Annotated in this window: 35 protein-coding genes; 26 read left to right on the top strand and 9 right to left on the bottom strand. The window is 66.9% G+C overall.

Going from position 1 to position 21,082, the window contains the following annotated elements; all coding sequences use genetic code 11:
• Positions 1-78: 78 nt before the first annotated feature.
• From QR78_RS31960 to QR78_RS32800, 9 genes are all read right to left on the bottom strand, one after another.
• Positions 79-513, bottom strand: a complete 435-nt coding sequence (locus QR78_RS31960) for a hypothetical protein (RefSeq protein ID WP_053220921.1) — start codon at positions 511-513, stop codon at positions 79-81.
• The gene (locus QR78_RS14270) at positions 513-983 is read right to left on the bottom strand and encodes a Ros/MucR family transcriptional regulator (RefSeq protein ID WP_082171722.1); all 471 of its coding nucleotides are present in this window, start codon (positions 981-983) and stop codon (positions 513-515) included. The genes QR78_RS31960 and QR78_RS14270 overlap by 1 nt, the downstream gene beginning before the upstream one ends.
• Positions 984-1,014: 31 nt before the next feature.
• The gene (locus QR78_RS14265) at positions 1,015-1,548 is read right to left on the bottom strand and encodes a hypothetical protein (RefSeq protein ID WP_048428194.1); all 534 of its coding nucleotides are present in this window, start codon (positions 1,546-1,548) and stop codon (positions 1,015-1,017) included.
• 4 nt (positions 1,549-1,552) lie between these two features.
• Positions 1,553-2,797: a phage antirepressor N-terminal domain-containing protein gene (locus tag QR78_RS31955; protein ID WP_053220920.1), complete on the bottom strand. Its 1,245-nt coding sequence runs from the start codon at positions 2,795-2,797 to the stop codon at positions 1,553-1,555.
• Positions 2,798-2,803: 6 nt separating this feature from the next.
• Complete coding sequence (locus QR78_RS14255) at positions 2,804-3,562, bottom strand: hypothetical protein (protein ID WP_048428193.1); 759 nt, start codon at positions 3,560-3,562, stop codon at positions 2,804-2,806.
• A gap of 10 nt (positions 3,563-3,572) precedes the next feature.
• A complete protein-coding gene (locus QR78_RS32805; RefSeq protein ID WP_082171721.1) occupies positions 3,573-4,646 on the bottom strand; it encodes a DNA cytosine methyltransferase in 1,074 nt (357 codons plus the stop codon).
• Between the two features lies 1 nt (position 4,647).
• Positions 4,648-4,776, bottom strand: coding sequence for a hypothetical protein (locus QR78_RS36495; protein ID WP_280137050.1), 129 nt, complete (start codon positions 4,774-4,776; stop codon positions 4,648-4,650).
• 43 nt (positions 4,777-4,819) lie between these two features.
• Positions 4,820-5,197: a hypothetical protein gene (locus tag QR78_RS14250; protein ID WP_125901026.1), complete on the bottom strand. Its 378-nt coding sequence runs from the start codon at positions 5,195-5,197 to the stop codon at positions 4,820-4,822.
• Positions 5,198-5,409: 212 nt separating this feature from the next.
• Positions 5,410-5,583: a YdaS family helix-turn-helix protein gene (locus QR78_RS32800; protein ID WP_244276391.1), complete on the bottom strand. Its 174-nt coding sequence runs from the start codon at positions 5,581-5,583 to the stop codon at positions 5,410-5,412.
• Here QR78_RS32800 and QR78_RS32795 point away from each other — a divergent pair.
• From QR78_RS32795 to QR78_RS14130, 26 genes are all read left to right on the top strand, one after another.
• Positions 5,504-6,517 (top strand): XRE family transcriptional regulator, encoded by a 1,014-nt coding sequence (locus QR78_RS32795; RefSeq protein WP_244276389.1) that lies wholly within the window; start codon positions 5,504-5,506, stop codon positions 6,515-6,517. The genes QR78_RS32800 and QR78_RS32795 overlap by 80 nt on opposite strands.
• 734 nt (positions 6,518-7,251) lie before the next feature.
• Positions 7,252-7,548 (top strand): hypothetical protein, encoded by a 297-nt coding sequence (locus tag QR78_RS14245; RefSeq protein ID WP_048428191.1) that lies wholly within the window; start codon positions 7,252-7,254, stop codon positions 7,546-7,548.
• On the top strand, positions 7,548-7,760 hold the full coding sequence (locus QR78_RS14240) for a hypothetical protein (RefSeq protein WP_048428190.1): 213 nt from the start codon (positions 7,548-7,550) through the stop codon (positions 7,758-7,760). The genes QR78_RS14245 and QR78_RS14240 overlap by 1 nt, the downstream gene beginning before the upstream one ends.
• Positions 7,760-8,113, top strand: a complete 354-nt coding sequence (locus QR78_RS34110; RefSeq protein WP_125901024.1) for a DUF6197 family protein — start codon at positions 7,760-7,762, stop codon at positions 8,111-8,113. Before QR78_RS14240 ends, QR78_RS34110 begins: the two co-directional genes overlap by 1 nt.
• Complete coding sequence (locus tag QR78_RS14235; protein WP_048428189.1) at positions 8,100-8,291, top strand: hypothetical protein; 192 nt, start codon at positions 8,100-8,102, stop codon at positions 8,289-8,291. Before QR78_RS34110 ends, QR78_RS14235 begins: the two co-directional genes overlap by 14 nt.
• The gene (locus QR78_RS14230; RefSeq protein WP_048428188.1) at positions 8,288-8,647 is read left to right on the top strand and encodes a hypothetical protein; all 360 of its coding nucleotides are present in this window, start codon (positions 8,288-8,290) and stop codon (positions 8,645-8,647) included. Before QR78_RS14235 ends, QR78_RS14230 begins: the two co-directional genes overlap by 4 nt.
• On the top strand, positions 8,644-9,069 hold the full coding sequence (locus QR78_RS14225) for a hypothetical protein (protein ID WP_048428187.1): 426 nt from the start codon (positions 8,644-8,646) through the stop codon (positions 9,067-9,069). Before QR78_RS14230 ends, QR78_RS14225 begins: the two co-directional genes overlap by 4 nt.
• A complete protein-coding gene (locus QR78_RS31950) occupies positions 9,066-10,670 on the top strand; it encodes a recombinase family protein (RefSeq protein ID WP_053220919.1) in 1,605 nt (534 codons plus the stop codon). The genes QR78_RS14225 and QR78_RS31950 overlap by 4 nt, the downstream gene beginning before the upstream one ends.
• Positions 10,671-10,672: 2 nt before the next feature.
• Positions 10,673-11,110 carry a hypothetical protein gene (locus tag QR78_RS14215; RefSeq protein ID WP_048428186.1) on the top strand — a complete coding sequence of 146 codons (438 nt, stop codon included), beginning with the start codon at positions 10,673-10,675 and terminating at the stop codon, positions 11,108-11,110.
• 3 nt (positions 11,111-11,113) lie between these two features.
• On the top strand, positions 11,114-11,539 hold the full coding sequence (locus tag QR78_RS14210) for a hypothetical protein (RefSeq protein WP_048428185.1): 426 nt from the start codon (positions 11,114-11,116) through the stop codon (positions 11,537-11,539).
• Between the two features lie 2 nt (positions 11,540-11,541).
• Positions 11,542-12,585, top strand: coding sequence for a phage Gp37/Gp68 family protein (locus QR78_RS14205; RefSeq protein WP_048428184.1), 1,044 nt, complete (start codon positions 11,542-11,544; stop codon positions 12,583-12,585).
• The gene (locus QR78_RS14200; RefSeq protein WP_053220918.1) at positions 12,582-13,070 is read left to right on the top strand and encodes a hypothetical protein; all 489 of its coding nucleotides are present in this window, start codon (positions 12,582-12,584) and stop codon (positions 13,068-13,070) included. The genes QR78_RS14205 and QR78_RS14200 overlap by 4 nt, the downstream gene beginning before the upstream one ends.
• Positions 13,067-13,534, top strand: coding sequence for a TIR domain-containing protein (locus tag QR78_RS14195; RefSeq protein WP_048428183.1), 468 nt, complete (start codon positions 13,067-13,069; stop codon positions 13,532-13,534). The genes QR78_RS14200 and QR78_RS14195 overlap by 4 nt, the downstream gene beginning before the upstream one ends.
• A gap of 193 nt (positions 13,535-13,727) precedes the next feature.
• Positions 13,728-14,498 (top strand): hypothetical protein, encoded by a 771-nt coding sequence (locus QR78_RS14185; RefSeq protein ID WP_048428181.1) that lies wholly within the window; start codon positions 13,728-13,730, stop codon positions 14,496-14,498.
• A 2-nt stretch (positions 14,499-14,500) separates the two neighbouring features.
• The gene (locus tag QR78_RS14180) at positions 14,501-15,508 is read left to right on the top strand and encodes a hypothetical protein (RefSeq protein ID WP_048428180.1); all 1,008 of its coding nucleotides are present in this window, start codon (positions 14,501-14,503) and stop codon (positions 15,506-15,508) included.
• 3 nt (positions 15,509-15,511) lie between these two features.
• Positions 15,512-15,967 (top strand): hypothetical protein, encoded by a 456-nt coding sequence (locus QR78_RS34105; protein ID WP_125901022.1) that lies wholly within the window; start codon positions 15,512-15,514, stop codon positions 15,965-15,967.
• Positions 15,968-15,990: 23 nt separating this feature from the next.
• A complete protein-coding gene (locus QR78_RS14175) occupies positions 15,991-16,692 on the top strand; it encodes a hypothetical protein (RefSeq protein WP_048428179.1) in 702 nt (233 codons plus the stop codon).
• Positions 16,693-16,695: 3 nt separating this feature from the next.
• Positions 16,696-16,986 carry a hypothetical protein gene (locus tag QR78_RS14170; protein WP_048428178.1) on the top strand — a complete coding sequence of 97 codons (291 nt, stop codon included), beginning with the start codon at positions 16,696-16,698 and terminating at the stop codon, positions 16,984-16,986.
• Entirely contained in the window at positions 16,983-17,285 is a 303-nt protein-coding gene (locus QR78_RS14165; protein ID WP_048428177.1) for a hypothetical protein, read from the top strand. Before QR78_RS14170 ends, QR78_RS14165 begins: the two co-directional genes overlap by 4 nt.
• A complete protein-coding gene (locus QR78_RS14160; RefSeq protein WP_048428176.1) occupies positions 17,278-17,571 on the top strand; it encodes a hypothetical protein in 294 nt (97 codons plus the stop codon). The genes QR78_RS14165 and QR78_RS14160 overlap by 8 nt, the downstream gene beginning before the upstream one ends.
• Before the next feature lie 143 nt (positions 17,572-17,714).
• Complete coding sequence (locus tag QR78_RS14155) at positions 17,715-18,056, top strand: hypothetical protein (RefSeq protein ID WP_053220917.1); 342 nt, start codon at positions 17,715-17,717, stop codon at positions 18,054-18,056.
• Positions 18,046-18,606, top strand: a complete 561-nt coding sequence (locus QR78_RS14150) for a hypothetical protein (RefSeq protein ID WP_048428175.1) — start codon at positions 18,046-18,048, stop codon at positions 18,604-18,606. The genes QR78_RS14155 and QR78_RS14150 overlap by 11 nt, the downstream gene beginning before the upstream one ends.
• 163 nt (positions 18,607-18,769) lie before the next feature.
• Entirely contained in the window at positions 18,770-19,078 is a 309-nt protein-coding gene (locus tag QR78_RS14145; RefSeq protein WP_053220916.1) for a hypothetical protein, read from the top strand.
• Entirely contained in the window at positions 19,068-19,394 is a 327-nt protein-coding gene (locus QR78_RS31945; protein ID WP_053220915.1) for a helix-turn-helix domain-containing protein, read from the top strand. Before QR78_RS14145 ends, QR78_RS31945 begins: the two co-directional genes overlap by 11 nt.
• 301 nt (positions 19,395-19,695) lie before the next feature.
• Positions 19,696-19,947: a hypothetical protein gene (locus QR78_RS14135; protein ID WP_048428174.1), complete on the top strand. Its 252-nt coding sequence runs from the start codon at positions 19,696-19,698 to the stop codon at positions 19,945-19,947.
• On the top strand, positions 19,937-21,010 hold the full coding sequence (locus tag QR78_RS14130; protein WP_048428173.1) for a tyrosine-type recombinase/integrase: 1,074 nt from the start codon (positions 19,937-19,939) through the stop codon (positions 21,008-21,010). Before QR78_RS14135 ends, QR78_RS14130 begins: the two co-directional genes overlap by 11 nt.
• The last annotated feature ends 72 nt before the right edge of the window (positions 21,011-21,082 follow it).

Raw genomic sequence — 21,082 nt, 5'->3', positions numbered from 1 at the left:
CTGTGGGAGGGGGGGGGTGCCCGGCTTGGTCCCGGCCGGGCGCGGGTGGTACCGCCTGCTGGGACAGGCGGGGCGATGTCAGGAGGCCGGCCGATCGACGATCTCGGTGGCTGGCGTGTACGGGAACGTCACGTCCCGCCGGCTGTCCGCTCCAGTCCAGCAAAAGCCGTCAGGGTCGCGGAAGACCACCGCCTCGATGTCGTAGGCCTGTCCGTTCCGCCGCTTGAAGACGCGGCCGCAGCGCTTGTTCTGCGCGTAGCATTCGTCGTCGTAGGCGTGAACGACCCACTCATCATCCTCGCCGGTCAGAGGTGTCACCGGCTCGAAGCGCAGAACCTTGTCGAGAATGCCGATGACGTAAGCGGCGCTACTGCCGCTGTGCCCCTGCTCGGCAAAGGTTTCGACGATGCCGATGACGCATGCGTCGATGGCATCTTGCATCGTGTCAGGCTCGTCGCCCTTCGTACGAAGACGAGCGAGTTCAGTCCGGGCGTGGTCGAGGAGAGCGCCCATCACGCGACCTGTGCCTTGCGCGCGGCGGTCTGCTGGCGGCGAATCTGGCCGAGGCCGATCGACTTCGCGAGCTCGCTCCGCTGCGCGGCGTAGTTGGCCGCGACCATCGGGTAGTCGTGCGGCAGGCCCCACTTGCGGCGGTAGTCCTCGGGGGTGAGGCCGCGGGTGGAGAGGTGGCGCTTGAGGGACTTGTAGGGCTTGCCGTCCTCGAGGCTGATGATGTGGTCCGGGGTGATCGTCTTCTTGATCGGGACGGGCGGGGTCAGCTTCTCGGGCTCGGTGGCGGCCGGGGCGAAGAGCTTCTCGATCTCGGTCTTGAGCGTCGCGAACAGATCCGGGATGTCGGAGATCGCCATGCCTTGCTGCCAGATGTAGGCCCGGGCGAGGGATGAGATGTGGTGGGCGATGAAGTCGCTGCGGCCGATGCCGGTGATGCTCGGCAGATCGTCGTTGATCTTGTCGTTCGTCATGGTGCTCTCCTGGGATAGAGCGGTTGCGGCCTTAGGCGGCCTGAAACAGGTTGAAGTTGCCGACCGCCTTGCGGGCGTAGCACTCACTGGCGAAGCACCAGAGGGCGATAGCGTCCGCCATGTCGGCGTCGGTGCTGTGCGGGGGCAGTAGACCGAGCGCCTGGGCGCGCTCGATGGTTGCCTTCTTCTTGGCGTCACGACCGCCTTCATCTTTTCCCCACCGGGCCTTTCCGGTGAAAAACTTAGAGACGGTCTGTGCGTGCGCTTTCTCGACCCGGATGCCGTAGACCCCAGCCATCCCCACCACGCAGGCGTAGACGCTGAGACCCAGGATCGCGGCCTCGTGGGACCGCTGTGCCACCGGGGCGAGGGGCGCCTCGATGATGATCAGGTCGGGCCGCTCCACCACGAACAGGTCGCGGAGGAAGCAGCAGGTGTTCTTGTAGGCGGCCTCGATGTCCTCGCCCGGCCGGCGGAGACGGACGAAGCTCGCCCGGGGCTTCTCGCCGGCGCGACCGCAGCAGAACCCCGTTCGGGTCGCGGCGTCTAAGGCGAGGATCAGCATGGCGTCACCGGGCGCCGGGTTGGGGGCTGAACAGGTCGACGACGTTCGGTTCTCCCGGGCGCGCCTGGTGGCCGCCGGCCGTGGCGCGCCGGATGTGCTCGGCGATGAAGGCGCTGCCCTCCGCGACGAACCACTTCACGAAGGATTCGCGCGGCCACACCTTCACTTCGACGCCGCGGACGACGATCTGGCCGACCGGGATGCGGTGCTTGCGGCAGTAGGCGTCGACCATGTTGGTGACGCGGGCGGAGAGCTTGCGGCGGGCCGGGATGGGCCCTTCGATCCCGCAGGCGCGATAGCCGGCGTCGAGGTCCACGTCGTCGCCCAGGCTGGCCGAGGTCGGCTCGTTGCGCAGGGTCTTGATCACCCGGCCGGCACCGGCGTGAACCTCGTCACGGAGCCGCCCGTGCTGGCGCTGCTCCCATTCGCAGTGCTGGCGGAGGAGGCGGCGCATGTCCTCCTCGGTGAGAAACTGCCGCTCCGCCACCGCGGCGGCCAGGCGGTCGAACTGCTCCTGCATCAGGCCGAGCATGGCGGAGAGGTCGTCGTCGCCCGGGGCGTGCTGACGCTCCTGCTGCTGGTCACCGAGCGCCTCGGCGACGCTCTCGATCGTGGCCTCGCCGCGGGTCCAGAACTGATAGAGGGCCTCGACCGAGGCGCCCTGGTAGAGCTCGACCTTCGCGCGGACGTCCGGCTTCTTGATCTTCCGCGGGCTGATCGATGCCAACCACATCGGATAGGAGCGGAGCGGAATGCAGGTCATCTCCTGCAGACCGCCGTTCGTGGTGTGAAGAAAGCCGGACACCCCCCACCAGTCGGCCTCGGCGGTGAGCTTCGCGTGCTGCCCCGTCCAGGCGATGCCCATGGCCTCGACCACCGGGCGCATCACGACCCACTTCTGGTCGTCGGCCTCAAAGGTGCCGAGCTTGCTGCCGTGGAAGTCGATCTCCTGGACGGTGACGGGCTGGCGGGTGTCGGCCATGGCGGGCTCCTGCGGCGGCTCGGCGGCTTCGGGCTGGCTGGCGAGGACGCGGCGGACATCGCGGGCCGCGGCCTTGAAGGCGGAAGGGTCGCTCGGGGAGAAGGCGACCGGGTGGACGTGATTTCGACCGCCGAAGGTGAAGTGCAGCTTCGGGTGCTTGCCACCGAACGCGAGGGTCCAGGGGACGCCCGCCTCGTCGAGCAGCTCCGTCGCTGCGCGGGCAGAGGGATTCCGGCGGACGAAGTTGGCGACAGAGGCGGAGGTCATGGCGCGTCACCCGATCGTGTAGGAGCCCTGGCCGGTCGCGCCGGCGAGCGGGCTGCGGGAGGTGGGCTCGGGGATGTCGTCCTCGAAATCGTCGGGGTCGTCGTGGGCGGCATCATCGTGCTGCGCGTCGTGGTGCTGCTGCGCCTCGCGCTGCGCGGCCGCGGTGACAGCGGCCTCCGCCTCGACCAGCGCCTTCGGCTTCCGGCCCTTGCCCCCCTTCGCCTTGTAGGCGGCGAGGTTCTCCTCGTAGATCCGCTGCGCCTCGGCGAGATCAATGCCGGGCGTCGGGGCGGGCTCGGGCGCCGTGACCGCCGGCTCCATGTGGTGCGGCTCGCCGCCCATGGCCTTGCCGGTCGAGGTCTTGTCGAAAATCGATCCCTGGTCGTCCTGCGCCTGGCCGGCGGTCGCCTCCGCCTCCTCGGCGAGGGTCACGAGGTCCTTGTCGGCCCAGCCCAGATCCTTCGCGAGGATGCCGATCTGCGTCAGCACCACGGCCCGGTCGCCGGGCTTCATCGGGTGCAGGATCTTGAGGGCGCGCTGGGTGGCCTTGGCGACCCCGTACACGGCATGCAGCCGCTTCTCGTGGCCGGCGACCCCGATCTCCTCCTTGACCTCGGCGACGCTCTCCTTGACCCGCTCGGCCTTCTCGAAAAGGCCCTGGATCAGGTCGCGGCGCTCGCCCGGGTCCTTGGGCATTTTCAGGCAGCTGTTCGCCACGCCAAGGCGGATCTGCTCGGTCACGTCCGGGTTCGAATTCGTGGGCATACGCAACTCCTCACGCGTTCAGTTTTTCGGGTTGGCAGTCGAGGACGGCGCGGATGAATTCCGCGGCGACCGGCGCGACGATCGCGTTTCCGTAGGCGCGAAGTCGTCCCACTCGGGAGGCAGCCCCATGAGCCAGCGGCTGAAGGCCGGGTTGAGTTGGCCGGGCTTTGCCGTCTCGGCAGGGGAGCCATTCGAGCTCGGACCAGGAACTGATCGCACCTGCTCGTTGAGCGGACGCGCGTTTGTCCCCCAGCGCTCGTGCGTCGCCCCCTTCCAATCGCGGGCTGATGGCGTCGCCCTGGGCGACGCCAATTGCACTTGCAGAGACAGGCTCGTCAGGCTGATGCCGAGTTCCGCCCCATTCGCCCGCGCTCGTTCCTTGCGAGCAAGGAACTGCTCCGGCGTCCCACCGGCCTCTCGGCTCGCTGGTGTCGCCCAGCTCGCGAGTTGCGACGCATCCCGGAGATTGGCGAACCCGGGCGGTCCACCGTTCTGCCGCTTCGGCGCCTCCCGCCGACGCCGCTCCTGGCGCTCCGGCGAATTGGCTCCCGTCCCATCGTTCGCCTGCGGCGTCGGCCACGAACCAGAGCCGCTGCCGGATGTGCGGTGCGCCGACGCTGTGTGCGCCGAGTACGACCGCCCCGCAGGCGTAGCCTTCGCCTTCCAGGTCTGAGAAAACAGCGTCGAGCCAGCCGAGCCGAACCGCTGCCTCAACCTGCTCTCCAAGGACGATTGCAGGCTTGCACTGGCGGATGAGGTCGAACCAGACGGGCCACAGGTGGCGCTCGTCGTCGACCCCGCGGCGGCGTCCGGCGGCGGAGAAAGGCTGGCAGGGGCACGAGCCGGTCCAGACGGTGCGTCCGTCGTCAGGCCAGCCGGCGAGCCCGAGGGCGTGATCCCACACGGCGATGCCGGAAAAGAAATGACAGCGACTGTAGCCGTCGAGGTCGGCGGCATGGACATCGCGGATGTCACGCTCATCCACGTCTCCGGCTGAAACAAGTCCAGCTGAGATGAGGTTGCGGATCCACTGCGCCGCGAACGCATCGTTTTCATTGTAATAGGCTCGCCCGCGGCTGCTCATGTTACTTGCCCTCGCCCTTGCTCCAGCGATCGAGGCGGTCGGCCCGGTCGCGCCACACGTCGGCGCGGTGGAGCGAGAAGGCGATCAGGGCGGCGGCGATGAGCTGACGAATGCCGGCGGTACGCGACATGGTGGTCCTCGTGGGGTGAGGGTGCGGCGGGGGCCGCGGACGATCAGGCTCGCAGCGAGGCGCGGCGGGCCTTGAGATCTTCGATCTCGCGGTCGATGCGGGCGGCCTCGGCCTCACGGTGGGCTGTCGAGAGCCACGCCGGCACCTTGTCGCCCATGCAGGCGACCAGGAATTCAGGGCCGTAGGCGGCGGCGAGGACGATCATCGTCAGCCCATTCGGCACCGAGGCGCGATCGATGATCTTCTGGATGGTCTCGGCCTTGAGGCTCGTGTCGGCGGCAACGCAGTCCGCCGTCCGCGACGGGTACATGGCCCGGAAGAAGCGACCGACCCGCTCGGCGAGCGTTGTCCGATCGATTTCGGACAGCTGTCCGTATTTCTGGGATGACTGTCGCAACGTAATCTCCGATGTTTGGGACATCGGAGCAACGGGCCGCTGGGACCGGGCCGGAGCCTCCACCGAAGCAGAGGAGAGGGACGAGGGCGAGCGGCGTGTGGTAGAACGAGACCGCTCAGAAGACGACCGTGACTGGGAATTGCGGGACGGCTTCTGAGCATCCGGCCGGGGCGTCACTGGGAATGGCGCCTCGGCTGGAACCTGGGAAATCGAAGAAAGAGCAAGGGCCACGGAATTCAGGCTCCGGCCTGCGATACGGCACTGGGATGCCGATCAAGCGAGGGGGCCGGCCCGTAGATGTCGGGCCGGAGATCGTAGCGGGAGACGCCGGTGAGGCCCTCCACCTGCAAGACGCGATCGACCGGGCACCGCCCCTTGGCGACCCACTGGTCAACTGCCGGCGGTTTGATGCCGATGGCGCGTGCCAACGCGCTGCGGCTTCCAAGGGCGGCACAGGCTGAGCTGAGAGCTTCGGAAGGCGTCATTTTTTCTTCAAAGCACGACTTGGCAAAAAAATCAAGTGGCTTTGAGGCGCCCCTTGGTGGACGGCACACGTCCGTGCAGCGAAATAGGCCTATGGTCAAAACGCTTGGAGAAACCCTCGCCGAGGCGAGGATCAGAGCTGGTTATACGCTCCAAGCGGCAGCAGATGCCCTCGGGGTAACGAACCAAGCTATTAACCAATGGGAAATGAACCGCACGAAACCGAGAGCGGAAAGACTTCGCCGGGTGTGCGAGCTTTACGGGGTTGATCCATCCGTGATCGTCAAGGCCAGCACAAATTCCGCCGTGCAGAACGAGAGCCGAGATGGCGTGACGCCCAATGGTGCAACAGTTCTGCCGGGCCGTTTCGCGGTGCCGAATGCCATGCCCGCACCTGGTGCACCTTCGGATGCGCTCGCCGCACGAGTGAATTGGCCCCTAGACGTGCCAGTTCTAGGTGTTACTGTTGGTGGAGAGGATAGCGACTTCCAATTCAGCGGTGAAACAGTGGATTATGTGCGTCGCCCCGTTGGTATTGCAAACGCAAAGCGCGCTTACGCGACTTATGTCGTTGGCGATAGTATGCTTCCCGCCTTCAAAGAAGGCTCCATCATCTACGTGAACCCCGACAAGCCGCCGGCTATCGGCGATAATGTCGTTATTGAACTGTATCCGGATAGTTTTAGCGGAGATCATGGCGAGCATAAATCCGGGAAAGGTTACATTAAAGAACTGGTTCGTCGCACGCCTACTAAAATTGTTGTAAAGCAGTGGAATCCAGTTCTTGAGATCGAATTCGATAGGGATACAATCAAGGAAATGCACCGAGTCGTGCCGTGGAACGAATTGCTTGGGGTTTAATATATGTTATATTTTCTGTGAGCCAGCTTCCTTCTGGGGCCGGCTTTTTCGTTGCCGAGATGTGGGGAGCCCTTGAGATCGGTGCCTTGCTCGGAACCTCATCAAGCCGGCAGTCCCTTGCGACCTGTCCGACCCACTGCTCCCCCGGGGATAGCTCTACCTTGAATCGGTCGTGAGAGCCCTGTTCTGAAACCGGGCATCTCGGATCGTTTTCTTTTTTCGGATTGATCGGGGTCCGGCGAGGTCGAGGTTGTCAGCGGCGGCGGGGAGCCTCTTTCGGAAACCCCTGCCCCATGTCGCCCGTGTAGTAATATAGGTTAGTTCTATACCCCGCGGGCGCGTGGAGTCATACACCGCCTGGGCGCGTGTAGTTATACCTCGCGTACGCGCACGCGCGCCGGGGAGGTTTGGTTTGGATTGAAACCATTTGCATTCCATTTCAATTTTTTTGAACACCAAGCTCTAAGCGATTGCAACCCATAGCGATTTCAGGCATTAATCAAGCGCCAACCGAAGAGTCCCGCCATGCTGCGTCCAGCCGGTTGAGGCCCCCGCGCGATCCGTCGCCGGGGGCTTTCTCGTTTTCGCCCCTGCGCATTCTGGCGACCTTCGCCTTTCGCATGCCCACCCCGATCTTACGGGTTATCGAACTTTGAAAATTGGAGGCGCTTGACGGGACCTCCAAGCCGTGCTTTGTAAAGGGACCGACGCTTTCCCAGGGCACGGTTACCCCCATGATCAGCATTTCCGCGGCGCACTCCGTGCCCGTCTATCCGCCGGCTTCGCGTGCGTTCCTGCCGCTGCTACGGCTCATCCCGAATTGCATCGAGGCTTTCGGCGCCCGGCAGACTGCCGCGTTGTGCCGGCTGATCTCGCAGCGGCTGTTCGTGCAGCTCGCCGACGGCGGCTTCGACACGCCCGAGGCTGAGCGGCGCCTGACGATGCTCGGCATCACCAAGGCCGACATCGATCGTTTCGCCATGTGGCTGCTGCGGCGGGCCGGCGAGATGGACTGTGGGGAGGCGCACTGATGGCCGCCCTCGAGCTCCATCACATCGACGCCGAGGCCAGCCGCATCGCGAAGCTGCGCGACGGCCTCCTGGTCATCCCGGCCTGCGGCAGCCGCTTCGCCGATTTTCCGCGGCGCGACATGCGTCCGCTCGACGCCCTGGCGTGCCTCGCCGCCGTGATCATCGTCGGCAGCGCCGGCGTCGCCATCCTCCGTTTCGTGGCGGTGCTGTGATGGGCCTCAAGACCACCGCCGATCTGCTGCGCGAAGCGCGCGATCTCATCACCCCTTTCAGGGGATGGACCCAAGGCGAACTCGCGCGAGATGCGCATGGTCGTCCATGCAGCCCAAATTCTCCTGCCGCTGTGTGCTGGTGCGGGACAGGGGCGGCCATGAAAGTCGATGGCAAGGCCGTCGGCGAATCAGCTTTTCACGGCCTCTGCCGAGCTGCAGCCAAACACAACATCATCATCCCGCGGCTGAACGACGGCGGGGTAACTCTCGACGGGTTGCCCCCGCATGAGGCGATTCTTCGCCTTTACGACGAGGCGATTGCGCTTGCGGAGGCCAACCATGATGCCCCGTGAATTCCTCGACGCCCTGACGCCCTCCTGGCCCTCTGGCGAGGTGATCCTGATCGTGGTGGCGATCCTCGCCTACTGGGTCGGCTCGATCGGCCTCATGGCCTGGGCTGTCTGCTCCGAGCGCCAGGCCGAGGCGACGCTGGCGCTGCGCTACCGCGGCGGCGCGGAGGACCGGCGATGACCGGCCTCAACCTCATCAGCGAGAAGGCGGCCTCCGGCCTGTGGTGCCCGTGGGCGCGCGTTGCGGCGCCCGACGAGGGGCCGACCTTCAACCGTCTGGACGCGGGTCGCGAGCGCGGCCAGCAGGTCGATGCCGTGAAGGTCCCGCGGATGGCCTGCTGCCTCGGATCGAACTGCGCGGCGTGGCGCTGGCAGGACACGGGCGAGGGCGAAAGCGTCATCGAGGCGATCAAGCGCCGTCGGGAAGAGACGGGCGATGGGCTGTCCGCCGCCAAGGCGTTTGTCGAGCGCACCCCAGGCTACCGCCGAAATCCTGCGGCAACCCTCGGCTTCTGCGGCGTGGCTGGTGCGCCATGAAGGTCCCCAGCTACGACTGGTGGGCCTCCTGCCTCCGGGCGCTCGCCGCCGGTGAGGTGCCGCCCTCCTGCCCCGAGCGGGATGTGCCGCTGCCCGGCCGGTATCACTGGCGGAAGCGCGACGGCGAGGTGGTCGGTGTCGCCGTCGACCCGCTCGAGGACGGCTCTGGCTTCCAGGTCGTCATCGCCCGCGGCATCCGATTCACCCTGACCACCGCGGCCCAGGCCGAGGACTGGTGCGAGCGCACCTTCGCCTACTGCGCCGAGAACCCCGTCAGCGCCGTGGAATACGCCGCCTGGTGGAACAGCGGCGAGTGGCCGCCCGAGGTCGCCGAGCGCGAGACCGAACTCAAGCGCCGCCGACGCGCCCGTGTCGAGGCGCAGCGCCGACCCCGTAATCCGTCAGCATCGAGGACAGCATGAGCTCGAACACCGCCGTCGCCGTTCAGGGCGCGCACCCGGCTGTCGCAAGCCTCGGGACTGGCGCCGTCATGGCGATCGTCCCCCAGACTTTCGACGACGTTTTCAGGTTCTCCCAGGTGCTCGCCCGGTCGGGTCTTTGCCCGCACGGGATGGACACGCCCGAGAAGGTGTCGGTGGCGATTCTGACCGGGCTCGAGATCGGCGTGAAGCCGATGCAGGCGGTCCAGGGGATCGCGGTGATCGGCGGTCGGCCCTGCATCTGGGGCGACTTGGCCCTCGGCATCGTTCGCGGCTCCGGCGCGCTCGAATACATCCGGGAGACCTACGAGGGCGACGAGAGCGCCTGTGACTGGACGGCGACCCGCCCCGAAGGCGCGATGCTCGACTTCAAGGCCGTCTGCCGCGTGAAGCGCGTCGGCCAGCCGGAGATCGTCACCGAGTTCTCGGTACGCGACGCGGTGGTGGCGAAGCTCTGGGGGAAGCGGGGCTACAACGGCAAGGACACGCCGTGGATCACGAACCCGAAGCGGATGATCAAGATGCGAGCCCGTGGCTTCGGGCTGCGCGACGGCTTCGCGGACGCTCTGAAGGGCCTCTACATCGCCGAGGAGATGATCGGCACCGATGCCGACACCCCGATGGATCCGGCGCCCCCGCTGCCGCCGCCGGTCGAGGACATCGACATGCGCCGCGCCAAGGCCGCGGTGATCGAACACAAGCCGGCCGCGCCCGTCGCGCCGGCTCCCGAACAGCCTGCCTCTCATGTCCCGCGTGGGCAGGCCCAGGCCGTCGTCGCTGACCCAGCAGCGGCGGCCTCCAATTTCGAGGAGGGCGAGCCGCGGCCCGGCGCCGAGATCCTGGCGGAGGCCAAGACCCACCTCGACAACGCCCGCAGCATCGGTGACGTGGCCGACATCAGGGCCCTCTACGCTGACGATGAGGAGCATCTGACCCGATCCGAGCGCGAGACGTTCCAGCACCTATGCGAGGAGGCCGAGGCGCGCCTGCAGAACCCCGCAACCGTGCCGTTTGGCAAGCCCGTGGAGCCCGCCGAGGCGCCGGAGACAGCCAGGACGCACGCGGCGGCGGAAACGCCCCAGGAGCCCGCCGTCGAGGACTGGGCGGCCTACGCGGCGCGCATCCGCCGGCTGGCAGACGCGACCCACACCCCGGACCAGGCAGACGGCCTGCACAAGGTCTGGACCGCCGGGAAGGGCTACCGGTCGATCATGCACCGGGAGAACCGGGTGTCGATGGCCGATCGTAAGGCGCTGACGAAGGTGGTCGAGGAGGCGCTGAACCGCGCCACGGCGGACACCGGGCCGAGCGGTGCCGCGCCGGCGCCCGCCAACCCCGAGGGAGCCTCGGCCCCGGTGGCGCCTGGGCTGAGCGCCATCACGGCCGACGCATCGGAAGCGGTGCGCGCCTGCGGGGAGCGGATCTTCTCCGCGCTCTCAACGGCGCCGACCAAGGAACGGGCCTTCGTCATCTGGTCCCGCAGCCAGCGCGACCGGGACGAGTGCGGCGCCTCCGCCGAGGTGCTGGCCGCCTGGACCAAGGAGTACCAGGCGATCCGCAAGAACCTGCCCGAGGAGGCCTGACCATGCTGTTTCGCTGTGAATATTCGCAAGCTGACACGCGGAAGAAGGTCGAGAAGGACATGCTCTCGGCCTTGGGTCTGGAAGACACCTTCCAGAAGGTGCCGTGGCCCCTTCCTAACATGGTCGAGAGCACCGAGGATGCCTTCTGGGACTACCGCACCACCATGAGCTTCAAGGGCGAGCTCTGGTGCGGCCAAGAAAAATACATCGACGACCGATTGGGCCACCTGCTGGTCTATTTTGCGGACGCATACAATCGGCAGAATGGCGGGTTTGCTGTCGCAGTCATTCGCAATGACTACCCCAAGCCGTCAGATGTTCGATATTACGAATGGTCGGCGTGCAAGCACGACTTCCGATCCAAGAATATCGGCAACTGCCTGAACCGCTACACCTGCACGAAGTGCGGCGTGTCGCACGACATCGACAGCAGCGGCTGACCCATGGCCCGGCGGAAGGACGACCTGACCATCGTCCTCACCGTCGGCCGCGGCGGGCTTCACCCAGCCCTGCCTGCCGACCTTGAGGCGCTGTCGCAACTGCCCCTCGGCACTCAGGTCGAGGTGGTGAAGGTCACCAAGCCCCGCTCGCTCGCCCTGGTGGGCTGGTGGGAGCTGATGGGGGTCGCCGGCAAGGCGCTCGAACAGCCGCCCCGGGCCCTCTCGAACCGCCTCCTGCTCGAGATGGGCATGGTCGAGCGGCACGTCCGGATCGGCGGATTCACCGACGACCCCATGAGCCTGCGGGACTTCGACGAGACCCAACTCCGCCGGCTCACCGAGATGGCGAAACTGCTGCTCGCCCAGGAGATCGGTGGCGATCCCGACGAGCTGATCCGCAACCACAAGAGGCTGAGAGGCGCGGCGTAGCTATGGCCGAGACCACCACCATCGAATGGACCGAGGCGACCTGGCAGATCGTGACTGGCTGCTCCATCGCCTCTCCGGGCTGCACCAACTGCTACGCGATGCGGCTCGCCGGATCGCGGCTCCAGCACCACCCGAGCCGGGCCGGGCTGACCCGAGGCACCAAGTCGGGCCCGGTCTGGACGGGTGAGGTGCGCTTCAACCGGGAATGGCTGACGCAGCCGCTCAAGTGGAAGCGCCCGCGCAAGGTGTTCGTCGCCGCCCATGGCGACCTCTTTCACGAGGGCGTTCCGGACGACGTGCTCGACCAGGTGTTCGCCGTCATGGCACTAGCGCCGCAGCACACGTTCCAGGTCCTGACGAAGCGCGCGGACCGGATGCGGGCGTATATGACCGATCCCGGCGCGCCCCGTCGCATCCACGCGCTCGTCTGCGACATGGCGATCCTGTTTGCGCTCGACGTCGTGCTGATCGCCGATCCTGCGATGGAGCGTCATGCGCCTCCCGGGCCACGGGTGATGCTCGGGGCCTGGCCCCTCGCGAACGTCTGGCTCGGCGTCTCCGTCGAGGACCAACGCCGGGCCGACGAGCGGATCCCCGACCTGCTGGCGACGCCGGCGGCGGTGCGATGGATCTCGGCCGAGCCGCTTCTGGGGCCTATCGATCTGACGCAGGTGGATGGGGCTGGCGCTGAAGAGAGAGGGTTCAGCCTCCATGCTTTGACGGGTCACCCGGCACGAGCAATTCCAGGTCTCTCTTGGATCGTGGTCGGCGGCGAGAGCGGCCCGGGCGCTCGGCCGATGCACCCGGACTGGGCGCGGTCTCTGCGGGATCAGTGCGCGGCTGCCGGTGTGCCGTACCTCTTCAAGCAGCAAGGGGCCTGGGCGGAGGTCGCCGAGCACCCGCGTGGCCGGTTCGTCAGTTCGGAGCCCGACGTCGAGGCGATCCAGTCCCAAGGGCCCGCGTTCATGGCGCCGGTCGGCAAGAAGGCCGCCGGCCGCCTCCTTGATGGCGTCGAGCACAACGGATTCCCGGGAGGCGCGGGATGACCGACCGCCCCAAGCGCAAGAGCATCCCGGACCGGGTGAAGCTCGAGGTTGTGCTCGCCCAGGGCGGAACCTGCACCCACTGCAGCAAGCCGCTCGGCAAGCTGTCGGGCGTCCGATTCGACCACCGACCGCCGATCGCGCTCCGCCGGGTGAACGAGGCCGGCACGGACTATGACCCGCCGCAGCTGGACCCTGGGCACCTCGAGGCGCTGCACGAGGCCTGTCACGACGAGCGCACCACCGGCCGGCGTGGCGAGAGCAAGCTCTCCGCCCGGGACGGCGACCAGACCCGCATCGCGAAGGTGAAGCGCCTGGTCGAGCGCTACCAGCCCGCAGCGCCCGTCGAGGAAGAGCGCCGCCTCCCGCCCGCCGACGAGTTCGAGCGCCGCCGCTCCGAACTCCTCCGCCCCGAATCCAGGCCCCGCGCCGAGAAGCGCAGCAAGTGGCCGTCCCGTCCATTCTCAAAGAAGGAGAGCCGCCGGTGAGCCATCGCATCTACGTCGCCTCGTCGTGGCGCAACCCGCAGCAGCCCGCAGTGGTGGAGGCGCTCCGGCAGGCCGGACACGAGGTCTACGACTTCCGCAACCCGTTCAACGGCGTGCCGGGCTTCTCGTGGTCCGAGATCGACCCCGAATGGCAGGCGTGGTCGGCCGTCGACTACCGCCGGCTCCTGACCACACATCCGATCGCAGCCCGCGGCTTCGTCAGCGACCTGCGCGGCATGCAGTGGGCCGACACCTGCGTGCTCCTGCTGCCCTGCGGACGCTCTGCGCACCTCGAGGCCGGCTGGTTCTGCGGTCAGGGCAAGCGGTGCTTGATCCTCACTCAAGACGGCGAGGAGCCGGAGCTGATGCAGCTCCTGGCGACCGACATCTGCATCTCGCTCCACGAGGTGATCCTGAAGCTGGCGGGCGGCCGGGCCGCTGCGCTCGCCGAAGCGGCGGAGTGAGCCCGATGACCCAACCCACCACCCAGCAGGAATGCCCCACCAAGCCCCGTGGCTGGCCCACCAGCGGCATCCGCCCCGAAGAGGTCATCATACCCTTACCGCCGGTCGGAGGCGTCTCCTACGCCTTCCAGGGCGGATTCCTCATCAAGGACGGGAAGCGGCAGACCCCCGCCACCCCTGATCAGAGGTAGCCATGAGCCACAATCTCAAGAACGGGCAAGGCGAAGTGCTGCCGAACGGGTGGCAGGTCTGGGTGTGGGAGAACCCGTCGGGGGGCTTCTCCTACGAGATGCGGCACCGCGGCGGCGATCAGGCCGGGGGCAATCAGAAGACCGAGGCCATGGCCCGGAAGGTCGCCGGCATCATCGCTGACACGACCATCCCCGATCCCCAGCCTGTAGATCCGGCCTGGATGGTGGAGGTGGCGAGGGAGGCAGGCGCCATGGAAGCGGAGTCCTTGGGCTACAAGGGGCTCGCTGAAGAACGTCGATCCGGCGAATTGGACAACAGTTCAGCGATCACTGGCCCTCTCAACGCCCTCCGCCTCGCTCTCTCCCGCGGTCATGTGGTGCTCGCTCCGGTCATGCCGAGTGAGGAGGAGATGCTGGCGGATGCTGTCGAGGATGTGGTGCAATCGAACCACGAAGACCCTTTGTTCGTATGGGAACTGCGGGCTCGGCAGCATGACAACCACGATGAGGTCAAGTCCGCCCTCCAGGCCCGCCGCAACGTCTACGCCTCACTCGGGGCTGTAGCCGGGCAGGCAGTCTCGTCAGGTCCGGTGATGCCTGAGGTGGATCTGCGGCGGATAGCTGAGCTTTCCTGGGACAATGGCTACGCAGCGGCGGTTCGCGCTCTTCAAGCTCTCGGAGATGGCGAAGGCAACGCCAAGACCCTCTATGCCAACGAGCGCGAGAAGGATCTCGACGCCATCCTAGAAAACCTCAAGAGCGGGGAGGCGTGATCATGGGCGAGATCCTTCGCCACAAGAAGACCGGCGGCCTGTACGAGGTGCTGTTCCGGGGTGCCGTGATCCACTCCGACGTGCCGCTGAGCGACGATGCACCGATCATCGTCTGCCGGCGGATCCCTGACGGCCAGATCGTTGCCCGGTTCGGCCCGACGCCGCGGGGCAGCTTCGACGTGCTGCACCACAGCCGGTTGCAGACCGACGCGCTGATCCACGACGGCGCCGAGGTGGTCGTCTACCGCGCTGTCGGCGGTGCCCCGGTCTGGGTTCGGCGAGCGTCCGAGATGGACGACGGCCGGTTCGAGCCCGCCGAGGCGCCCCAACCCCCATCCTCCACTCCGGGAGAGGTGGAGAGGCTGGTGGATGCGCTGAGTAATGCTGCATGGGAGATGGGGCATTCGTCGTCCATCGCGACAAAAGAGCAAATGACGGTCGTGCGCGATGCTCTGCGCACCGCCCGCACCGCTCTCCTCTCCCACATCAGCACGGCTGGCCGGGGTGAGGGGGCTGGGGACCTCTGGTGCGTCCACATCCTCGGCCCGGATGATGTCTATGCGGCGCCGGACCTGATGACGGCCGTGCGGTGGGCCCAGACCATGAACCGGGTCGCCGATCGCGCTGAGCAGAAGATCGCGAACCGACAGGGCCGCCCGCTGACTGATGACGAGCGCGTGCTTTGCTATGCCAACGTCGTGGCTTGGCCGAGGTCTGCAGCAGATCACGCTGGCGCGCTGCCGTCCGCGATCCAGCAGATGGAGCCGAGAACTCCTCCTGCGCCGCCCTCCGCCGACGCCATCACCAATGAAGCGTCGCGCCTATCGCCGGCAGAGATCGCCGAGGGGCGAGCCGTTCAGCGCCAAGCGCTCGCGTTCCGCCTGCAGTGCCGTCTCGACGCCATGACGGAGCGCGGGATGGAGAGCGTCGGCATCAGCAAGGGCTTTGCCGCCGAACTCGTTCATGCCCTCTCCGCCGCCGACGCCACCAATCCCCAGGACCAGGAGTGAGAGATGACCCCTCGGCAGTATCGCCGCTGGTACGACTTTGCTCGTCGTATGGCCTTGCGCGGATTTCCCGACGCCACACCGGCTCGCCGAGGGAAGATCGCTCAGGAGGTCCGCTACATCCTCTGGATCTTGGAAGATCGCGTTCCCGATATTGTCGATTGGGATAACGGCCCCTCCTACGTAGGCGATAAAGTAGAAGGCGTTCTGAACGCTCACTACCATGAGCGAGAATTCCCGAGCGGCAGAATAGAGCCTCGCGGCAATAAGTTTCACAATCAGGTCTCGTGCTGCATCAGGGCAGGGCTGGATATGGCTGCTGAGCCTTCAGCTGGCGTTGTGGGCTTCACCGTTGGTGACTTACGCCGGATGTACCCGCTCGGTCTGCCCGCATGGGTCGCAATGCATTTCACGACACCCATCACTTCCGAAGTCGATGACGCCGCCGGCGTCTGGCTTTGACCCCAATCCCCAGGAGTAGAGCCATGACGACGATCGTTCGCGACGACGTGCAGTGCCGGTGCGTCGGCAGCCTTGGCCCGAACCCGGAATGCGGGGGCTGTGGCGGATCAGGCTGCATCACGGCTGAAGTCCCCACCCCGGATGGGGTGATCAAGGAGAGGGGGGAGGACGGGCGCACCTGGGACGAGGGCATCACCTACGGCCTGCAGCGGCTCTGTGCGGTGCTGGGCGTGGATCCGTCGAAGGTCAGCTGGGACGCCGCAACCGAAACGGTGGAGGGCGATGTCCGCTCCGTGATCGGCAACATCCTCTGCGCCTGGGCCGGCGACGACTGGCAAGACCTGCCGGCCATCCGCGAGATGCTGCTTCAGGGCCAGGGAGACGACGACGGCAGCCGGATCCTCCCCGATTTCCAAGAGGACATGACTGTCCACGCGATGGTCGCGGCCTGCGTCCACCTGCTGGAGCGTCGTCGGGACGCGCTCGACGGCTACGCGACTGCCAACGTCGTGGCGCCCACCAGCACAGTCCAACCCCCCTCGTCTCAGGAGAGCGGGGTAGGGGAGACCGAGGATTGGGTTCTCGTGCCTCGCGAGCCAACACCAGAGATGACGACCGCTGCCAAGCAGCATCATAACCTGCCTACGTCAAGCGAAGATCACCGCATCAGCATTTACCGTGCCATGATTGCAGCCGCTCCCCGTCCTTCCCAGAGGGAGGGGTAGGCCGTGGGTATCAATCTCCCCTGGACCGGCATGAAGGTCGCCTTCGGTATCCATGATGACGAGCCCCTTGACCGATGGTGGGGCAGCACATCGCGCAACAAGCGCAAGCTACCCCCGGGATGGTCGCTGAGCGAGATCGACGGCACCGGCGCGCGATGGGTGGCAGTATTCTGGGTCGAGGACCGCATCCCGACTGTTGCTGAGGGCGAGGCTGTCCAGCGCTTTCTGGAGGCCATCCGCGCCGTCGCCCCCACCGGCCGCGCCGCTCTCCAGAAAGAGGAGGAGGGACGATGACGACCATCAGCGCAGAAGCCCACCTCAGAACCATTAGAGAGGCCGTGATCAAGGGGGTATCCTACAAGCTATCTGACGAATACCTGAGAGACGCGCCGAGCGATGCGCTCGACGGATGGGCATACGCCAGAGAAGTGCAGCCTCTGGTGGACCGGGGCATCCTTTATACAGTGCCGATCCCCCGTGAAGACCAGACGCTCGGGAACACCGTGACGTGGGGTTTCACGGATGCCGGAATGACCCTCGCCAAGTCTTGGATCGCCTCCCTCCAGCCCAAGGACACCCCCAACGATGCCTGAGCCTGCCGAGCAGACGATCGCCCGCCTGACGCGGGAGCGTGACGAAGCCCGCACCGCCCTCGCGGGAAGCGAGCGCAAGAGGGGGGAGGCTGAGAGCCTGCTGGCGCTCCGTACTCGCCAGGGCACCCAGGCGCAGGAGACCTGGGCCAGAGCGGCAGAGCAGGCGCTATCCGGCGATCCTCGCGCCCTGCACGACAAGCTCGCCCGCTGGCGCGATCCCGCCCGCCTCGCAGCGATCGTTCAATCTGCCACCCCCACCCATGAGACACCCCATGTCGAGAGCTGACGAGCTGCGGGTGTTCCGCGAGCGCCTGAGGGACGCAGAGCGAGGATGGCGGCTTCGGCCGTGGCGCCCTCTGCCGTCTTGGATCCGGACCGATCGGCAACGCGCCGCGGACCGCGCCGCCCTCATCACCCAGGAGACGCCTCATGTCGAGAGCTGACGAGACGATGCCGGCTGCCTGGACTGATGTGCTGGCGGAGCGGCGCCGGCAGGTTTCCGAGGAATGGTGGACGCCCCAGCACGATGATGCTCAGCCGGATGGATATATCGCCCTCGCTGCGGCGGCGTATGCCTATGGCAGCCAGTTCCCGGAGCAGTTGCGTCAGGCGGGTGGACGACCTGGTTGGTGGCCGTGGGCGCTAAAATGGTGGAAGCCCACCGACCGCCGCCGGGATCTCGTGAAGGCCGGCGCCCTGATCCTGGCCGAGATTGAGCGGCTAGACCGGGCCTCCGCCCTCATCACCCAGGAGGTCGAGCATGGCCGGTGAGCTTTCCCGACGTGGCGTCCTCGGTTCGGCGCTGGGCGCGATCGCCGCACGCTTCCTGCCGGTCATCCCAGCGGCGCCCGTCGTCGCAGCGCCCACCAAGGCGCTGCTGCCGGCATGGATCGTCGGCACGCCCGGCGAGCCGGACCATGAGGTGATCCGGGCCCTGACCCGAGAGGCCGCCATCGCGCTCCGGTGCGATGAATGCGAAGGGGATGACGACGGCCTGACCGATCAGCCGGATTGCGAGTGCGAGTTCTGCACGTCCAACCGGGGCTATGAGGCTACTCGCGTTCCGGCCTGGGACGCCAAATGCATCGTCACGGACGGAGACTGGCTGGCTGCCGGGTTCGACGCGAACTGCGCGCGGTGCGGTGAGCAAACGTCTCGCGATGATGGCGGGGAGATCGTCCAGGGCAAGCCGGTCTGTGGGTGCTGCCTGACGCTCGCCGACTGGCGGCTCATCGATCCCGAGCGCGCGGCCGAAATGGAGGCTGATGCCCTTGCGGACGCAGCCCCCACCCCGACCCTGAAGAGGGAGGGGCGGTCGTGACCCCTCACATCGCCCACCTCATCGCCCAGGCCGAGCAATGGCGATCCGAGCACATCCGGGCCGGTCGCGGGGTCGAGGCGGCAGCATCCGAGATCAGGATCCAGGCGCTCTACGACGCGGCTGGGGTCAAGCGTCCGAAATCAAGCGGCAGAGGACCAGCAGCATGAGCAGCCACGCTAAGGCAGCCGAGATCCCAGAAGACATGCAGGTGCAGTACTGGCTAGCGCAGCTGGACCAGCACGGTAATGCGACGCTGGTCGATGGGGCGCACAGCACCGAACAGGGGGCGCACCGCGCGCTGTACCTGTTCCAGGCGCTCGGTCTTGGCAAAGGCGACAGCTACGCCGTCGCCCGCGTCGAACTGATCAAGGCCGTCCCGGATGGGCGCGATGTGAACCACGACGCCGTGGGCATCATCAACCGCGCCCGCGCCGCCGGTATCCCGGTCCAGGGAGGTGATGATGGACGCTGAGACGATCGCGGCGACTATCGCCCGCCGGATGCGCGAGTTGCGCGAAGAGCGGGGTCTGTCGCTGCACGGGCTCGCTGAGCGCGCAGGGCTCACCAAATCCCACGTCTGGGACCTGGAGCGCGGCGGATCGCGCAACCCGACAATCGCCACGGCGGTCGCCATCGCGACTGCTCTCGGCGTCTCGCTCGACAATCTCGCAGGGCTGACGACAGCACAGCCATGCCTTCACCCGGAAGGCATGCGGATCGCCTGCGAGGTGGATGCGCTGCTCCGGGCTCGCCCCGCACAACCGGTCCAGGGAGGTGAGGATGTCTGACCTCGACCTCAGGAATTTGCAGACCGCCGGTTATTTTGCTGCCCGGGTCGCCGAGCTTGAGGCCCTGAACGCTCAGTTGCGTACTCGGGTCGAGGAATTCGAGGCCCGGGAAGCTGCCCGCCGAGCGTCTGTAGTGTGTCCGTGGGACGCTATGGACGACAATCGATCGGACATCCCCGTAACGGAACCCTGCCCGATCTGCGGGATGCTCGGAACGCCCGAGGCTGAAGATAAGTGCTTGGGCGGTCCTCGTAGAGATCCCCGCCCCACCGCCCCGGCCACAGAACAAGAGGAGGGGTAGATGACCGCCCTGCCGCTCGGAATGCTGCCTCGAGGCCTGAACCGTGACCAAGCCGCCGCGTACTGCGGCTGCGAGTCGCTCGACGCCTTCGACGACTGGGTGAGGCGCGGCATCGTGCCGGGCCCGATGGCTGGCACGCGCCGGTGGGACCGAAAGGCGATCGACCGTGCGCTGGATCGGCGGTCTGGCCTGCTCGCCGCGTCCGCGGCTGGGCAATCGTGGGAGGAGTGGGCGGCCCAGCATGCGGACTAGGCTCAAAGGCATCAACACCGTCCGCGCCAAGCTCGCAGACGGGACCGAGGCGACCTACTATTACCATCGAGCGACGGGGACGAGGCTCACCGGAGCGCCCGGTACGCCTGAGTTTCTGGCCTCGTTCCAGTCCGCCGCTCGCAGCGCAGCGCAGGAGCGGAGCGCTGGCACGGTGTCATGGCTGATCCGGCAGTACCAGGACTCGAAGCAGTACACGCGCCTCGCAGACTCCACGCGCGAGATCGCGCGGCTGAACCTCAAGGCGGTCGAGGACAAGTGGGGGGCTACCCCGCTCGAGCACGCGCAGGCGCCTCGCACGCGGCCCATCTTCCTCCGCTGGCACGACAAGCTCGCCGAGACGCACCCGCGCGCGGCGGACGCGAAGCTGGCGGCGTTGGCCCGGGTCCTGTCCTGGGGCGTCGACCGCGGCCACATCACGAACAACCCCGTCTCGACGTTCGAGCGCGCCTACCGCGCCGAGCGGGCGGAGATGATCTGGCTGCCGGAGCATGTGACCGCGTTCGAGGATGCAGCCGCGCCGGAGCTCCGCCTGGCCCTGATACTCGCCCTGCATACCGGCCAGCGGCAAGCCGACCTGCTGGCGCTGCCCTGGAGCGCCTACGACGGCAAAGCCATCACGCTCCGCCAAGGCAAGAGCCGGCGGGCCGTCTACGTGCCGGCAACACGCGCGCTGCGCGCCGCTCTCGACGCCGCGCCACGCCGGGCTACGACCATCCTGGTGACGGATCGAGGGACGCCCTGGAAGAAGCGGAATTTCCACGAGCACTGGTCGGAAGCCACCCGGAAGGCCGGCATCACGGTCGACCTGCACTTCCACGACCTGCGCGGCACGGCGGTGACGATGCTGGCGGAAGCCGGCTGCACGGTGCCTGAAATCGCGACCATCACGGGCCACTCGCAGGCCCACGCGCAGAAGATCCTAGAGCGCTATCTGGCCCGAACACGCAGCCTTGCGGAAGCTGCTATCGTAAAGCTGGAAGGTCACCGTCGGAACCAGGGCCAACAAAACGGCCTGCAAAATGGCTCGAAGGCATCGACTTAGGTAGGGTCTAAGTCATTGTAAAATAATGGTCGGAGCGAGAGGATTCGAACCTCCGACCCCTAGTCCCCCAGA

Origin of the sequence: Methylobacterium indicum (assembly GCF_001043895.1) — a bacterium.
GTDB lineage: Bacteria > Pseudomonadota > Alphaproteobacteria > Rhizobiales > Beijerinckiaceae > Methylobacterium > Methylobacterium indicum.
Note: the sequence above shows the minus strand (reverse complement) of the source record. Positions and strands in the feature narration are given on the sequence as shown.

Coding starts and splice junctions, on each gene's coding strand:
- QR78_RS31960 (WP_053220921.1), bottom strand. CDS start 513: ATGGGCGCTCTCCTCGACCACGCCCGGACTGAACTCGCTCGTCTTCGT.
- QR78_RS14270 (WP_082171722.1), bottom strand. CDS start 983: ATGACGAACGACAAGATCAACGACGATCTGCCGAGCATCACCGGCATC.
- QR78_RS14265 (WP_048428194.1), bottom strand. CDS start 1,548: ATGCTGATCCTCGCCTTAGACGCCGCGACCCGAACGGGGTTCTGCTGC.
- QR78_RS31955 (WP_053220920.1), bottom strand. CDS start 2,797: ATGACCTCCGCCTCTGTCGCCAACTTCGTCCGCCGGAATCCCTCTGCC.
- QR78_RS14255 (WP_048428193.1), bottom strand. CDS start 3,562: ATGCCCACGAATTCGAACCCGGACGTGACCGAGCAGATCCGCCTTGGC.
- QR78_RS32805 (WP_082171721.1), bottom strand. CDS start 4,646: ATGAGCAGCCGCGGGCGAGCCTATTACAATGAAAACGATGCGTTCGCG.
- QR78_RS36495 (WP_280137050.1), bottom strand. CDS start 4,776: ATGTCGCGTACCGCCGGCATTCGTCAGCTCATCGCCGCCGCCCTGATC.
- QR78_RS14250 (WP_125901026.1), bottom strand. CDS start 5,197: ATGTCCCAAACATCGGAGATTACGTTGCGACAGTCATCCCAGAAATAC.
- QR78_RS14245 (WP_048428191.1), top strand. CDS start 7,252: ATGATCAGCATTTCCGCGGCGCACTCCGTGCCCGTCTATCCGCCGGCT.
- QR78_RS14240 (WP_048428190.1), top strand. CDS start 7,548: ATGGCCGCCCTCGAGCTCCATCACATCGACGCCGAGGCCAGCCGCATC.
- QR78_RS34110 (WP_125901024.1), top strand. CDS start 7,760: ATGGGCCTCAAGACCACCGCCGATCTGCTGCGCGAAGCGCGCGATCTC.
- QR78_RS14235 (WP_048428189.1), top strand. CDS start 8,100: ATGATGCCCCGTGAATTCCTCGACGCCCTGACGCCCTCCTGGCCCTCT.
- QR78_RS14230 (WP_048428188.1), top strand. CDS start 8,288: ATGACCGGCCTCAACCTCATCAGCGAGAAGGCGGCCTCCGGCCTGTGG.
- QR78_RS14225 (WP_048428187.1), top strand. CDS start 8,644: ATGAAGGTCCCCAGCTACGACTGGTGGGCCTCCTGCCTCCGGGCGCTC.
- QR78_RS31950 (WP_053220919.1), top strand. CDS start 9,066: ATGAGCTCGAACACCGCCGTCGCCGTTCAGGGCGCGCACCCGGCTGTC.
- QR78_RS14215 (WP_048428186.1), top strand. CDS start 10,673: ATGCTGTTTCGCTGTGAATATTCGCAAGCTGACACGCGGAAGAAGGTC.
- QR78_RS14210 (WP_048428185.1), top strand. CDS start 11,114: ATGGCCCGGCGGAAGGACGACCTGACCATCGTCCTCACCGTCGGCCGC.
- QR78_RS14205 (WP_048428184.1), top strand. CDS start 11,542: ATGGCCGAGACCACCACCATCGAATGGACCGAGGCGACCTGGCAGATC.
- QR78_RS14200 (WP_053220918.1), top strand. CDS start 12,582: ATGACCGACCGCCCCAAGCGCAAGAGCATCCCGGACCGGGTGAAGCTC.
- QR78_RS14185 (WP_048428181.1), top strand. CDS start 13,728: ATGAGCCACAATCTCAAGAACGGGCAAGGCGAAGTGCTGCCGAACGGG.
- QR78_RS14180 (WP_048428180.1), top strand. CDS start 14,501: ATGGGCGAGATCCTTCGCCACAAGAAGACCGGCGGCCTGTACGAGGTG.
- QR78_RS34105 (WP_125901022.1), top strand. CDS start 15,512: ATGACCCCTCGGCAGTATCGCCGCTGGTACGACTTTGCTCGTCGTATG.
- QR78_RS14175 (WP_048428179.1), top strand. CDS start 15,991: ATGACGACGATCGTTCGCGACGACGTGCAGTGCCGGTGCGTCGGCAGC.
- QR78_RS14165 (WP_048428177.1), top strand. CDS start 16,983: ATGACGACCATCAGCGCAGAAGCCCACCTCAGAACCATTAGAGAGGCC.
- QR78_RS14160 (WP_048428176.1), top strand. CDS start 17,278: ATGCCTGAGCCTGCCGAGCAGACGATCGCCCGCCTGACGCGGGAGCGT.
- QR78_RS14155 (WP_053220917.1), top strand. CDS start 17,715: ATGTCGAGAGCTGACGAGACGATGCCGGCTGCCTGGACTGATGTGCTG.
- QR78_RS14150 (WP_048428175.1), top strand. CDS start 18,046: ATGGCCGGTGAGCTTTCCCGACGTGGCGTCCTCGGTTCGGCGCTGGGC.
- QR78_RS14145 (WP_053220916.1), top strand. CDS start 18,770: ATGAGCAGCCACGCTAAGGCAGCCGAGATCCCAGAAGACATGCAGGTG.
- QR78_RS31945 (WP_053220915.1), top strand. CDS start 19,068: ATGGACGCTGAGACGATCGCGGCGACTATCGCCCGCCGGATGCGCGAG.
- QR78_RS14135 (WP_048428174.1), top strand. CDS start 19,696: ATGACCGCCCTGCCGCTCGGAATGCTGCCTCGAGGCCTGAACCGTGAC.
- QR78_RS14130 (WP_048428173.1), top strand. CDS start 19,937: ATGCGGACTAGGCTCAAAGGCATCAACACCGTCCGCGCCAAGCTCGCA.